Genomic DNA, 13755 nt, shown 5'->3' with positions numbered 1-13755 from the left:
TTCGTTTTTTTGAGACCATGTCAGGAATAAGGGGGCTGTACGATGAATCTAGTGTTAATGGGCCTTCCCGGAGCCGGTAAAGGGACTCAAGCCGAAAAAATCATTGATAAGTATGCCATTCCTCACATTTCCACCGGAGACATGTTCCGGGCGGCAATAAAGGAAGAAACGGAGCTGGGGCTTAAAGCCAAGTCCTTTATGGACAAAGGCGAACTGGTCCCTGACGAAGTAACGATCGGGATCGTGCGCGAACGGTTAAGCAAGGATGACTGCAAAAATGGCTTCCTGCTTGACGGTTTCCCGCGGACGGTTGCCCAGGCAGAAGCTTTGGAAAATATTTTAAGCAGCCTTGGCAAACAGCTTGACTATGTCATCAATATTGAGGTGGACCGGGAGATTCTGACAGAGCGGCTGACCGGCCGGAGAATCTGTGAACATTGCGGTGCGACTTACCATCTCGTGTTTAATCCGCCAAAAACGGAGGGCGTTTGCGACAAATGCGGCGGCCCGCTGTACCAACGGGCGGACGACAACGCAGAAACTGTCGGGAACCGGCTCGATGTCAATATGAAACAAACCCGGCCGCTACTGGACTTTTATGAGGAAAAAGGCTATTTGCGGAATGTAAACGGCCAGCAGGATATTCATCAAGTTTTTGCGGATATCGATCAATTGCTGAGCCAACTGGGTTAAACGTGAACGACTTGGTGAATTCATGAGAGCCGCAATCACGTTGGATGGAAACCACCTTTGGAAGTTTTAACCGGCCGGCTTTTCGGCCATGTCCTGACGGTAAAAAACTTTTCAAGTTTGATGCAATTTCCGCTTAAAAAGGTTATAATGGTTTTCGTGGCATTTTCACCGCTGGATATTTCACGGGTGAAATGACGGCTCTGTTTTATTGGCGATTTGCTTCATCCGTTAACTTGTAATCAATAGATGAGGAAGGCGGCTTCCGTTGTCAGGATTGCCAGTAAGCGTCATTCGAACGTCTCTCATGCAATTCAATTCTGTGCAAATGGCTTTCGTTCGTTCACATGTATGCCGGACATGGGATTGGTCAAGACTGACATGAAAGAACCATGTAACCTTGGGAACGTTTATCAGCTCTTGCCGGCCCCTCGGATCAGCCGGTTTACGTGAATATGCAGCAGGCCGACCGCTTCCTGAAGAGGGAGTTTTGGCGAGCCTGATCGTTTTAAGGTTTTGGAAAAGTATCATTGCCAGGTCCTAAATGTTAGGAGGAGGGAGAAAAGTTCGATGGCGAAAGATGACGTTATTGAAGTTGAGGGCATTGTGAGCGAAACTTTGCCGAATGCCATGTTTAAGGTAGAATTAGAAAATGGTCACACTGTTCTTGCACATGTGTCGGGAAAAATCCGGATGAACTTTATCCGCATTTTGCCGGGTGATAAAGTAACAGTTGAACTGTCTCCGTATGATTTGACCCGCGGTAGAATTACGTACCGCTTTAAATAATGTAGATACACGGCTTTTTCGGTGAAACGGAAAGTCTGCCTGGGGAATCTGTTTGGAAAAAAGGTACCGGGCTTGTACTCCGTATATTAAGGAGGGTAAACCATGAAAGTTAGACCATCTGTGAAGCCGATCTGCGAAAAATGCAAGGTTATCCGCAGAAAAGGCAAAGTAATGGTAATCTGTGAAAATCCGAAACACAAACAAAAACAAGGATAAATTTGAAGGAGGTGCACCTGTATGGCTCGTATTGCCGGTGTTGACATTCCACGTGATAAACGTGTTGTTATTTCTTTAACATACATTTACGGAATTGGTAAATCAACTGCACAAAAAATTCTTGCTGAGGCCGGAATTTCTGAAGATACACGCGTCCGCGACTTAACAGAGGATGAAGTAAACAAAATTCGTGACATCGTGGACAGGCTGAAAGTAGAAGGAGACCTTCGCCGTGAAGTTTCTCTGAACATTAAACGCCTGATGGAAATCGGATCTTACAGAGGTCTCCGCCACCGCCGCGGTCTTCCTGTTCGCGGGCAAAACACAAAAAACAATGCCCGTACACGCAAAGGCCCGCGTAAAACGGTTGCCGGTAAGAAGAAATAATAAGCAAAGGAGGTTGTTCATATGGCACGCAGAACAAATACGCGTAAACGCCGCGTAAGAAAGAATATTGAATCAGGAGTCGCTCATATTCGTTCCACTTTTAACAATACAATCGTTACGATCACGGATGTGCATGGGAATGCTGTTGCATGGTCCAGTGCCGGTGCGCTCGGTTTCAAAGGTTCCCGTAAATCAACGCCGTTTGCTGCACAAATGGCTGCTGAAACAGCCGCGAAAGCATCGATGGAACATGGGATGAAGTCTTTGGAAGTAACTGTAAAAGGACCTGGTGCAGGCCGTGAAGCCGCCATCCGTGCCCTGCAGGCTGCCGGGCTTGAAGTTACAGCCATTAAAGACGTAACACCTGTGCCGCATAATGGTTGCCGCCCGCCAAAACGTCGCCGTGTCTGATTTTTTTTGTATAGATTTTGTATCCTTGTCAATAATGGGATATGATGCATAATCTGCAAAAAAAATGATTTGAATGATCCAGTTGTTATGCATAATAGGGAATTTTGCATGGGGAATTTCGAATAGGGCTCTTTCTGGGGTGCTATACGGGGTTTCGACGTTTTGAAGGAGGGTTAATTTGAATGATCGAAATTGAAAAGCCAAAAATTGAAACGGTTGAGGTCAGCGATGACGCTACTTATGGCAAGTTCGTCATAGAACCGCTTGAGCGTGGATATGGTACTACTTTGGGTAACTCCTTACGTCGTATCCTATTATCCTCACTCCCGGGTGCCGCTGTCACTTCCATCCAAATCGATGGCGTGATGCACGAATTCTCGACAGTTGAAGGCGTTGTTGAAGATGTGACCAGCATTATTTTGAACCTCAAAAAGCTGGCATTAAAAATCTATTCCGATGAGGAAAAAACGCTTGAGATTGATGTTCAGGGAGAAGGCGCTGTGACAGCAGCCGATATTACGCATGACAGCGATGTGGAGATTTTAAATCCGGATCTCTATATTGCGACGGTTGCCGAAAACGGGCATTTGCGTATGCGCATGACCGCCAACCAAGGCCGCGGCTATGTTCCTGCTGATCAAAATAAGCGGGAAGACCATCCAATTGGTGTCATTCCAATAGATTCTATTTATACCCCGGTTCAACGCGTGAACTACCAGGTCGAAAATACCCGGGTAGGGCAAATCAGCAATTATGATAAGCTCTCACTGGATGTCACGACTGACGGGAGCATCGGCCCGAAAGAAGCAATTGCTTTGGGCGCCAAAATTTTAACCGAGCATTTGAACATCTTCGTCGGACTGACAGATGAAGCACAAAATGCGGAAATTATGGTGGAAAAAGAAGAAGACCAGAAAGAAAAAGTGCTTGAAATGACAATTGAGGAACTTGATCTTTCAGTCCGTTCTTATAACTGCCTGAAACGTGCCGGCATCAATACCGTTCAGGAACTGGCCAATAAAACGGAAGAAGATATGATGAAAGTCCGGAATCTTGGCCGCAAGTCCCTTGAAGAAGTCAAAGCAAAGCTCGAAGATTTGGGCTTAGGTTTGCGTAAAGACGACTGAGCCGGTTAGAAGGCAAAGCGATTAATCCAACATAAGGGAGGGAACTTCATGCCTTACAGAAAGTTAGGACGCACAAGCGCCCAACGTAAAGCATTACTGCGCGATTTGGCAACAGACCTTATCATTAATGAACGTATCGAAACAACTGAAGCACGCGCAAAAGAATTACGCTCAGTTGTTGAAAAATTAGTTACGCTTGGAAAACGCGGTGATCTTCATGCCCGTCGCCAGGCTGCTGCATTTGTACGCCATGAAACAGCTGACGAAGAAACAAAACAGGATGCTGTTCAAAAATTATTCTCGGTCATTGCAGAACGTTACGCGGATCGCCGGGGCGGCTACACCCGCATCTTGAAAGTAGGCCCGCGCCGCGGAGATGGTGCACCGGTTGCCATTATTGAATTCGTTGAAAAAGAAAAGCAAGATCAGAATCAAGAGCAAGATCAAGAGCAAGTAAACGAATGATTTTCTTGAGGGCTGGACAGTTGAAAGGTTCTTAACTGCTTCTTTGCCCTTTTTCTATCTTTTTTCGGTTTGTAATCGCAGACTTTGCAGCGCTGGGATGGTCTGTACTTGCGAAACCCTTTCGTTTATGTGTGATGCAATAAACTGTGAGTGTTACGATGGGCGCATTTTGTGCCCGTCTAGCTCTTGCACCCCTTTTTATTTCTGTGCGCCGGATTGTTAACGTCTACACTGAAGAGGGGTGCAGGCTTTTTTATTATGGGGATATTTTACCCGCCAAACTGCACGACAATACGGTAAAATATAAATACAAGCAAACGGGCGAAACATTGGTTATCATCGTTCGGAAGAGAAGCCGTTTGTAAACGGGCTGTTGCTGACGCGTGGCGAGGCGCATAAAGGCTGGGTAAACACCCAAGCAACTTTGCGGTGCCGCCATCAGGATGGAAATGAAGTTGAAGAGAATAGCGAAGGATTGCTTAGCATGTTTTAACCGTGCTAAAAAGCAGGTTACAGAGGAGGAATCCGGCATTGGCAGACAGCACGAACGTGATCATTGACATCGACCAGGTTTCCTTCCGTTACCCGGAACAGGAAACGTATGCACTAACAAATATTTCTTTTCAAGTTTATAAAGGCGAGTGGCTGGCCATTGTCGGGCATAACGGATCCGGAAAGTCTACGCTGGCGAGGCTCTTAAACGGCTTGCAGTTTCCCGGAAAGGGCACGATAACGGTTTCCGGCCTCAAGTTGTCGGATGAAAATGTCTGGGAGATCAGAAGGCGCGTCGGCATGGTGTTTCAAAATCCCGACAACCAGTTTGTCGGTACAACCGTTCAGGATGATGTCGCATTCGGGCTGGAAAATCACGGTGTGCCGCGTGAGGAAATGGTGAAACGCGTCCATGATGCCTTAAAGCGGGTGCGGATGTCGGACTTTCTGGACCGCGAACCGCACCATTTATCAGGCGGGCAAAAACAACGGGTGGCGATCGCCGGGATCATCGCGCTAAAGCCGGAAGTGATCATTTTGGATGAAGCCACGTCCATGCTCGATCCGGTCGGCCGCAAAGAAGTGCTGGAGACGATTCGACAGCTGAAACAAGAAGCAGGGCTGACCGTCATTTCGATTACCCATGATCTTGAAGAAGCTGCCCAGGCGGAACGGATGATCGTGATGAACCGCGGCGAGGTCTACCGGGAAGGCACACCGCGTGACATTTTTCAAATGGATGAGACATTGACTGCGCTTGGCCTTGATATTCCGTTCCCGGTCAAAATGGCAAAAGCGCTAAAAGCAAGGGGCTTGGACTTACCGGAAATTTATTTAACAGATGAAGAATTGGTGGATGCACTATGGACATTGCATTTGAACAAGTAGAATACCGGTATCAGCCGAATACGCCGTTTGAAAGGCTTGCACTCTATGACATTTCCCTCGCCATCCCGTCCGGCCGCTATATCGCCGTGATCGGGCATACCGGCTCAGGTAAATCGACGCTGCTGCAGCATTTGAATGCCCTGCTTCAGCCGACAAAAGGAAAAGTAACAATCGGCAGCCGGGTGATTGAAGCCGGAAAAAAGGAAAAAAACTTGAAGGCGATCCGGCAAAAAGTCGGGATTGTGTTCCAGTTTCCTGAACACCAGCTGTTTGAAGAAACGGTGGAAAAAGACATCTGTTTCGGCCCGAAGAATTTCGGCGTTCCGGAAAAAGAAGCGAAACAGCGGGCGAGGGAGCTCATCCGGCTTGTCGGGCTTTCAGAAGAGATTCTTGCAAAATCGCCGTTTGACCTGTCAGGCGGGCAAATGCGGCGAGTTGCCATCGCTGGTGTGCTTGCGATGGAACCGGACGTGCTTGTGCTGGACGAGCCGACTGCCGGGCTTGATCCGCGCGGGCGCCACGAGATGATGGGCATGTTTTACGAATTGCACCAGAAGAAGCATTTAACGACTGTGCTTGTTACCCACAGCATGGAAGATGCCGCCCTATATGCCGATGAACTCGTCATTTTGCATCAGGGGAAATTGATGAAAAAAGGCGCACCCCGTGACATCTTTTCCGATCCTGGATTGCTTGAAAAATGGGGATTAAGCGTGCCGGAGATTGTCCGCTTCCAGACGATGCTCGAGGAAAAAACCGGTATGAAGTTCAATAAGACATGCCTGACAGTGGAAGAACTTGCGGAAGCATTGCAATCGGTTTTGAAACGGGGTGGGCGCGTATGATGGAAAAAATGATTTTCGGGCGCTATATTCCGGGCGATTCCGTCATTCACCGGATGGATCCACGTTCAAAATTGATTTTTGTATTTGTCTTTATTTGTATTGTATTTTTGGCCAATAATGCGGTCACCTACGGGATTCTGGTAATCTTTACCTTGCTTGTGATGCTGGTTTCAAGAGTTCCTGTCCGCTTTTTTATTAAAGGGTTATTGCCGATTTTATGGCTGGTCATTTTTACTTTTTTTCTGCAGCTATTTTTCAATCGCGAGGGCAGCCTTGTTTTCCATTATGCATTTATTCATATTTATAGTGAAGGGATCCGGCAGGGTGTGTTTATTTCGCTCAGGTTTATGCTGCTGATCTTTTTAACATCGCTTTTGACGCTGACGACAACGCCGATTTCGCTGACAGACGGGATTGAAATGCTGCTTGCGCCGCTCCGGAAAGTAAAATTTCCGGTCCATGAACTGGCATTAATGATGTCCATTTCCCTGCGGTTTATTCCGACATTAATGGACGAGACGGAAAAAATCATGAAGGCGCAGATGGCCCGGGGTGTCGATTTTTCCGGCGGGAGTATAAAAGACCGGGTGAAAGCCATTATTCCTCTATTAATTCCGCTGTTTGTCAGTTCGTTCAAACGTGCGGAAGAGCTGGCAACGGCAATGGAGGCCCGGGGTTACCAGGGCGGGGAGGGGCGGACGAAATACCGCCTGCTCGTCTGGCGTACGGCTGATACGCTGTCCATTTGTGCGCTGGCCGTCGTTATTGTCCTGCTCGTGCTGTTCCGTGACGGGGGGATTTTATGAAGCGCGTAAAATGTACGGTCAGTTACGATGGTTCCCGATTCGCGGGGTACCAGGTCCAGCCGGGGCAGCGGACGGTCCAGCAGGAAATTGAAAAGGCGCTGGCCACTCTTCATAAAGGCCGCCACGTGAAAACGGCGGCTTCCGGAAGGACGGATGCCGGCGTGCACGCGATGGGGCAGGTGATCCATTTCGATACGGATCTTTCTATTCCGGAAACAAGCTGGCCGGCCGCTTTAAACAGCCTGCTTCCAGGCGATATTTCGGTCTCGAAAGCGGCATATGCGGACCCTGCTTTTCACGCCCGCTACTCGGTAAAAGAGAAGGAATACCGCTACCGGATCTATTTTTCTCATGTCCGCAGTCCGTTTAAGCACCGTTACGCGTTAAGGGTCTGGTATTCGCTTGATATCGAGGCGATGGAAGCAGCAGCTGAGACCGTGCTCGGCACCCATGATTTTACGAGTTTTTGTTCAGCGAAAACAGAGGTGGAAGACAAGATTCGTACGTTAAAAGAGATTCGGTTTTTGCAGCAGGACGATGAATTGGTGATCTGTTTTAAAGGAAACGGTTTTTTATACAATATGGTACGGATCTTAACCGGCACTTTGCTTGAAATCGGCAGCGGCAAACGCGACCCCGGTGAAATGCGCGAAATCCTTGAAAAACGGAACCGGATTTATGCGGGCAAAACTGCGCCGCCGGAAGGGTTGTATTTATGGAAAGTATCTTATTGACGGAGCATGAATCCGCATGATCAAAAGAAGATAAAAACAACCGGGCCAGGCGTAACATTCGCTTGACATTCTTGCCCCAAAACGATAATATAACCTATGGTATTGTTTTTTTAACTCCACGATAAGCCCCGGAAACTTATTGTGATAATGACAATAGATCATGACTGTGTTTTTGTGAATATTTTTTAGGAGGGTAACTCATGCGTACGACTTATATGGCAAAAGCAAACGACGTTGAACGTAAATGGTACGTAGTGGATGCTGAAGGCAAGACCCTTGGGCGCCTCGCTTCTGAAGTGGCATCCATTTTACGCGGCAAACATAAACCAACTTTCACACCGCACGTGGATACGGGCGATCATGTGATCATCCTGAATGCTTCTAAAGTAGAATTGACAGGCAAAAAACTGGAAGACAAAATTTACTACCGCCACAGCCAGTTTGCAGGCGGTTTGAAACAACGTACAGCAGGCGAAATGCGAACGAAATATCCGGAAAAAATGCTGGAACTGGCTATTAAAGGCATGCTTCCGAAAGGTTCTCTTGGACGCCAAATGTTTAAAAAATTACATGTGTATGCTGGTACAGAGCATCCGCATGAAGCACAAAAACCGGAAGTTTACGAACTTCGCGGATAATTTTAAAAGGAGGGCATTATTTTGGCACAAGTACAATACGCCGGAACTGGACGCCGCAAAAGTTCTGTTGCACGTGTCCGCTTAGTTCCTGGAAATGGCAATATTACGGTGAACGGGCGTGATGTAAAAGATTACATTCCGTTCGAAGCTTTAGTTGAAGTGATTAAACAACCATTGAATATAACAGAAACAAACGGCAGCTACGATGTTCTCGTAAACGTAAGAGGCGGCGGTTTCACAGGCCAAGCTGGCGCAATCCGCCACGGTATTGCCCGCGCATTGCTGCAGGCTGATCCTGAATACCGTGCAGTGTTAAAACGCGCAGGCCTTCTGACACGTGACGCCCGTATGAAAGAACGGAAGAAATACGGTCTCAAAGGCGCTCGTCGTGCACCTCAGTTCTCGAAACGTTAAATTATTGGCATTTCAAAAGCTCTCTTCACTTATGTGGGGAGGGTCTTTTTTATGTCCAAAAAAACCCGTGACCACATGTGACGCAGCAAATGCAAGAAGACTGTTATAACAATAAACTTCCGTACCGAAAAGATTCGAGAGGAGATAGTTCATATCTTAGATATTCAAGCAATACTGGGACAAGTTGCTCCTTGTAGATTGAAAAGGGTGATCCGGCATAATTTACCGGATTGCAACGTATGAATATATTAGTTTGAAGTTTATTTGTGAAGGGTGATCACATGGATGAAGCAACAAACGACAGGAAGAAAGTGAGCGTGAATAGAAAGGATGAGCAACTAGAACAGTTCCGTGTTAACAATGTAGGTAAGAAACTTACAACCAATGAGTCGGTAAAGATTTCAAATGATGAACAGACTTTAAAAGCTGGAGTCCGCGGCCCTACATTAATGGAGGACTTTTATTTTTTTGAAAAACAGATGCATTTTGACCATGAACGGATACCGGAAAGAGTTGTTCAAGCAAGAGGTTTCGGGGCACATGGGGAATTTGAATTGTATAAGTCAATGAAACAATATACAAAAGCTTGCTTTCTACAGAAACCCGGGGAAAAGACACCCGTATTTGTTAGATTTTCCAACATGCAAGGAAATAAAGGGTCAAGTGATACGACATTGGGTCCACGCGGCTTTTCAACTAAGTTTTATAAAACAGAAGGGAATTACGATTTATTAGCGCTCTCATTCCCTGTATTCATTCTTAACGATGCCTTTAAGTTAGCGGATGCGATACATGCGCTTAATCCGGAGCCACATAATGATATCCCACAAGCCTCACCCGCTCATGATAATTTTTGGGATTTTGTTGCCAATAATCAAGCTTCTGCTCATTTCATTATGTGGGCAATGTCTGATCGAACCGCTCCCAGAAGTTGGCGAATGATGCAAGGGTTCAGTATTAATACCTTTCGATTTGTAAACGATGATGAAAAAGCTACTTTTGTAAGATTTCATTGGAAGCCTGTCCTTGGCGTTCATTCATTACTGGTCGATGAAGCGCAAATTATTGGTGGGGTGGATCCCGACTTCCATCGAAGAGACCTGTGGGAGTCCATTGAGCTTGGAGCTTACCCTGTATTTGAATTAGGTGTACAAATGATTGATGAGGATGATGAATTTAAGTATGGTTTCGATATTTTAGACCCTACCAAATTATGGCCGGAAGAAATGGTTCCCGTAGAAATTATCGGGAAAATGACATTAAATAAAAATGTTGATAATTTCTTTGCGGAGGTAGAACAGGTAGCGTTTAATCCAGCAAATGTGATCCCGGGAATAGATTTTTCCAATGATCCGGTTTTACAAGGCAGATTATTTGCTTATCGGGATACACAAATGCACCGACTTGGCGGGCCAAACTTCAATGAAATACCGATCAATCGTCCCATCTGCCCGGTTCACAATAACCAGCAAGGCGGGTATATGCAACAAAAAATCAATGTTGGAAAAATAAACTATCATAAAAATTCCTTAGCGCATAATACCCCTGCCACTTCCAGTCCGGCAGAAGGCGGGTATGTGCATTACAAGGAGAAGGTAGAAGGGCACAAGATTAAAGCGGAAAGCAAATCGTTTAAAGATTACTTTTCGCAGGCCAGACTGGTTTGGAATAGTATGTCGTCTGTTGAGAAGCAGCATATTACGCAAGCATTTTGCTTTCAGCTCGGAAACGTGAAAAGCCAATCAGTTCGCCAGCAAGTCGTTGATATGTTTGCCAATGTTGATGAAGGTTTGGCAACCACTATTGCTGAATATGTTGGTGTGAATCGTCCGAGCGGGGTGCAAGTTCCAGTTACAGCAAGTTCCCCGGCTCTTAGCATAATGAATACGCCAAAATATCCATATTCGCTTAAAGTGGGCGTTCTGATCGGCAATCATTTTAATGGGAAAGAGGTAAAAACTGTCATTGGTCTCTTGCGGAAATATGGTGTTTTTATCGACTTTGTTGGCGAAAAGTTTGGAACGGTGACAGGGACAGATGGCACGAGATTCAAAGTGAATAAAACATTTCTAACAACAAATCCCAACCTGTTTGATTCACTCTATATCGTTGGCGGAAGTTCCGGAAATGAAACAAGGTTCAGTCAGCATATCATGCGTTTTGTAAGTGAAGCATACAAACATTATAAACCGATTGGTGTTGCAACAACTGCACATACTTATATGAAAGCAACAGAGAAGAATAACTTACTCGGGGTCGTTTTTGCCGCAAATAATCCTTACTTCGGTGAGGAGTTTGTCGCTGCTATCGCTCAGCAACGTTTTTGGAATAGAAAATAATATAGTTATTTATATGGGGGCACGCTCGTTCTAGCCTCTCCTGAATAATAATTGAGCATATAAATATTTTGTAAAGATGATAAAATTGATAATCCTTCGACTACATTTTAAACATCAACCATAAAAAAACAGCAAAGCCGCCGCAAGCAGCGGCTTTGCCCTCTCTCCCGCCATTATGGCACCAGTTCTTTTATTTCTTTCCCGTCCACAAAGAAAGGCGCAGGCACGTTCATCATCCGGTAAAGCGTCGGGGCAATGTCGATTAAAGAAAGCCGGCGCGATACCTTTTTATGCGGAATGTCCTTTCCGTATGCAAGCAGAACCGGGCGCAGATCACTCCTTTCCGGGTTGCCACCGTGGTTTCTAAGTTCGGACGGGGCATGGAAAGAGGAAGAGATGTCCGAATCCATCATGTAACCTCTCGCTGCGACAAGCGTCACATCACCGGCATGCGGGTGGTGAAACCACTCACTTTTTTTGCTTTGCGCTTTGATCACGGACTCGTACGGCCGGGCCGGGTCATTTTTTACCGTATCATACAGGGACGATATGGTTTCTTTTGTAGTGGACCAGCTGCTATGCCCGTTTGTTATGCCTTGCCACCAGTCCGAAAGATAGAAACCCGCCAGTTTGGATTTTGAAGCAAGGATGCGTGGATCGCGGACAGACGAAAAGATTTTTGCCACCTCCTGCTGCACATTCCCGTAATCTTGTTTAGAAACAATTCCGCCTTTCTCACTTCCTTTCAAATTGATGTAGACATGGGCCATCGTGCCGGAAGCAACTGCATACGCTTTTGTCCGGTTCAAATCAATTTCTCCGTTTTTCTTTAAAACAAGCAGACCGTGTTTTTTAAGCTCGTAATTCGGAGAGAGCCCAGTGTGCATCGGTTCCATGCCGTGGTCTGACACAACAAACAATTTGTCATTTTCCCCGAGTGACTGCAATGTTTTTCCAACTGTATGGTCGGCCAATTGATACGCCCAACGGACCCGGGCCGCATATGTTTTTGCTTTTTTATCGGAATAGCCGGGCTGGCGCGGGTCTGTTGACAAATAGGCATGTTCTTCATGGTCGATTTGCGGCTCATAAAACATGAGCAGATCCGGTTTATAGCGATCCTTAATGAATAAGGAGACATTTTGCACCCATTGGGCAAAGCGGGTGGAGATGTCTTCATATTCTGTCCGGGTAATCCAGCCTTTTTTGAAGGCAGCCAAGTCTTCATCCACAGGGAAAAATCCGAACAGGCTGTTTATCGTTTTGGCAAAATCCCCCGGTCCCTTGATTGCGGCAGATGTGACCGCTGTCCGGTACATTTCCGCTTTCGACAGGGTGCGGTCGGTTTTTTTCATCTTGAACCAGAAGCCGGCCGGTTGATGATTTTCATTTAACGTGAAACTGCCCCATTGATTGACACCCACTCGCGCATCTTTATCTTCAATCGTTTTGTTGTCCGAAAAATAGAAAAGGTCATACGCATCATGGTGAAGAGCGGCAGCCAGCACATGAATGGTCCGGTTCTTTGCTCCCTTAAGTTTTAACCGGTAAACGGCTTCTTTTAGCGGTTTCCGGCTTTTCGGGGCATTGTTCCATCCTTTGGCGGGACGGAATGTAAGATGGACAAGGTCACTTTTTGCAAAAGTATCCTTGTAATAGATGGCGTAATCGGCATGCGCCTTTGAAACTTCCGGGTTGGAGCCGGGAAAGCAGATCGTCGCCGTCACTTTTCCGTGTTTCCGTCCTTCAGACCAGATGGCCGGAACGTCCAACGCAGACCAGAAGGCATCCTCTGTGTCCGTCAGTTTAAAATTTTTATTGTGAAATGCATTGCTGACCAGGCCGGTTTTTTCCGGTTTGGCCCCTGTTGCAATGGAAGCATGGGAGGCGGCGGTGAGGGACGGATAAACCGCTGTAATGTCTTTGGCATCAAATCCATGCTTCATAATTTTGTTTAAATGCGGCAGTTCCTTTTTATGTTCGTGGACATAATCGTTTTTCATGCCGTCAAAAGACACGACAACAATGGTCCCTTTTTCAGATGCAGCCAGGGGTCGGCCCGGAACAAGCGCACAAAGGAGGGCGGCCGGCAGGATGTACTGAAGCAAACGGCTGAATCGTTTCATGGACCTTCCTTCCTTCCTTTCTTATATGTACTGTCAGCATTCTATTTTCCCTTGATGGCTGCAGGTAAACAAAGCGCGGAAACAGGGAAGCTAAGGCACTGGCTAACTTGTTCATCATTTTTTAAGCATCTTCATAATGGAATTGCGATCTCCGCCAGCGGCAACTTAGGACCCATTCTCCATCCGAACTTACGGATTAAAGCGGATCATTTTTTCACACGAAGAACGGTTTGATCATACACTTGATTGTCACTTTAAATTGCCGGCACCTTTCATTTGCCATAGCTGGAAGACGAAACGAAGCTGAGGCAGAAAATCAATCTTTTCTTCCCCCGGCACTGCAAACAAGCCTTGACGATTTGATGCAGCGTGTAGACATCACGGAGAT

The 13755-nt window shown here is 46.4% G+C and carries 15 protein-coding genes; 14 read left to right on the top strand and 1 reads right to left on the bottom strand.

What is annotated here, in order from left to right:
• The first annotated feature begins 42 nt into the window (after positions 1–42).
• From BCOA_RS22980 to BCOA_RS22915, 14 genes are all read left to right on the top strand, one after another.
• Positions 43–693 (top strand): adenylate kinase, encoded by a 651-nt coding sequence (locus BCOA_RS22980; protein WP_014096488.1) that lies wholly within the window; start codon positions 43–45, stop codon positions 691–693.
• A 567-nt stretch (positions 694–1260) separates the two neighbouring features.
• Positions 1261–1479, top strand: a complete 219-nt coding sequence (gene infA, locus BCOA_RS22975) for a translation initiation factor IF-1 (protein WP_013858101.1) — start codon at positions 1261–1263, stop codon at positions 1477–1479.
• 102 nt (positions 1480–1581) lie between these two features.
• On the top strand, positions 1582–1695 hold the full coding sequence (gene rpmJ / locus BCOA_RS22970) for a 50S ribosomal protein L36 (RefSeq protein WP_003156543.1): 114 nt from the start codon (positions 1582–1584) through the stop codon (positions 1693–1695).
• A 21-nt stretch (positions 1696–1716) separates the two neighbouring features.
• On the top strand, positions 1717–2082 hold the full coding sequence (gene rpsM / locus BCOA_RS22965) for a 30S ribosomal protein S13 (RefSeq protein WP_013858102.1): 366 nt from the start codon (positions 1717–1719) through the stop codon (positions 2080–2082).
• A 21-nt stretch (positions 2083–2103) separates the two neighbouring features.
• Entirely contained in the window at positions 2104–2493 is a 390-nt protein-coding gene (rpsK, locus tag BCOA_RS22960) for a 30S ribosomal protein S11 (protein WP_013858103.1), read from the top strand.
• 182 nt (positions 2494–2675) lie between these two features.
• The gene (locus BCOA_RS22955; RefSeq protein WP_014096487.1) at positions 2676–3620 is read left to right on the top strand and encodes a DNA-directed RNA polymerase subunit alpha; all 945 of its coding nucleotides are present in this window, start codon (positions 2676–2678) and stop codon (positions 3618–3620) included.
• Between the two features lie 48 nt (positions 3621–3668).
• Positions 3669–4085, top strand: coding sequence for a 50S ribosomal protein L17 (gene rplQ / locus BCOA_RS22950; RefSeq protein WP_014096486.1), 417 nt, complete (start codon positions 3669–3671; stop codon positions 4083–4085).
• Between the two features lie 531 nt (positions 4086–4616).
• Complete coding sequence (locus tag BCOA_RS22945) at positions 4617–5465, top strand: energy-coupling factor ABC transporter ATP-binding protein (RefSeq protein ID WP_014096484.1); 849 nt, start codon at positions 4617–4619, stop codon at positions 5463–5465.
• Complete coding sequence (locus BCOA_RS22940) at positions 5441–6310, top strand: energy-coupling factor ABC transporter ATP-binding protein (RefSeq protein ID WP_014096483.1); 870 nt, start codon at positions 5441–5443, stop codon at positions 6308–6310. Before BCOA_RS22945 ends, BCOA_RS22940 begins: the two co-directional genes overlap by 25 nt.
• Entirely contained in the window at positions 6307–7116 is an 810-nt protein-coding gene (locus BCOA_RS22935) for an energy-coupling factor transporter transmembrane component T family protein (protein ID WP_014096482.1), read from the top strand. The genes BCOA_RS22940 and BCOA_RS22935 overlap by 4 nt, the downstream gene beginning before the upstream one ends.
• On the top strand, positions 7113–7850 hold the full coding sequence (gene truA, locus BCOA_RS22930) for a tRNA pseudouridine(38-40) synthase TruA (protein ID WP_014096481.1): 738 nt from the start codon (positions 7113–7115) through the stop codon (positions 7848–7850). Before BCOA_RS22935 ends, truA begins: the two co-directional genes overlap by 4 nt.
• Before the next feature lie 200 nt (positions 7851–8050).
• Positions 8051–8488, top strand: a complete 438-nt coding sequence (gene rplM / locus BCOA_RS22925) for a 50S ribosomal protein L13 (protein ID WP_014096480.1) — start codon at positions 8051–8053, stop codon at positions 8486–8488.
• A 21-nt stretch (positions 8489–8509) separates the two neighbouring features.
• Complete coding sequence (gene rpsI, locus BCOA_RS22920; RefSeq protein ID WP_013858111.1) at positions 8510–8902, top strand: 30S ribosomal protein S9; 393 nt, start codon at positions 8510–8512, stop codon at positions 8900–8902.
• Between the two features lie 281 nt (positions 8903–9183).
• Positions 9184–11241: a catalase gene (locus BCOA_RS22915; RefSeq protein WP_014096479.1), complete on the top strand. Its 2058-nt coding sequence runs from the start codon at positions 9184–9186 to the stop codon at positions 11239–11241.
• A gap of 173 nt (positions 11242–11414) precedes the next feature.
• On the opposite strand, the gene BCOA_RS22910 is transcribed toward BCOA_RS22915, so the two are convergent.
• A complete protein-coding gene (locus BCOA_RS22910; protein WP_014096478.1) occupies positions 11415–13367 on the bottom strand; it encodes an alkaline phosphatase family protein in 1953 nt (650 codons plus the stop codon).
• Positions 13368–13755 lie beyond the last annotated feature (388 nt).

Origin of the sequence: Heyndrickxia coagulans 36D1 (genome assembly GCF_000169195.2) — a bacterium.
In the GTDB taxonomy this organism is placed as follows: domain Bacteria; phylum Bacillota; class Bacilli; order Bacillales; family Bacillaceae_C; genus Weizmannia; species Weizmannia faecalis.
Note: the sequence above shows the minus strand (reverse complement) of the source record. Positions and strands in the feature narration are given on the sequence as shown.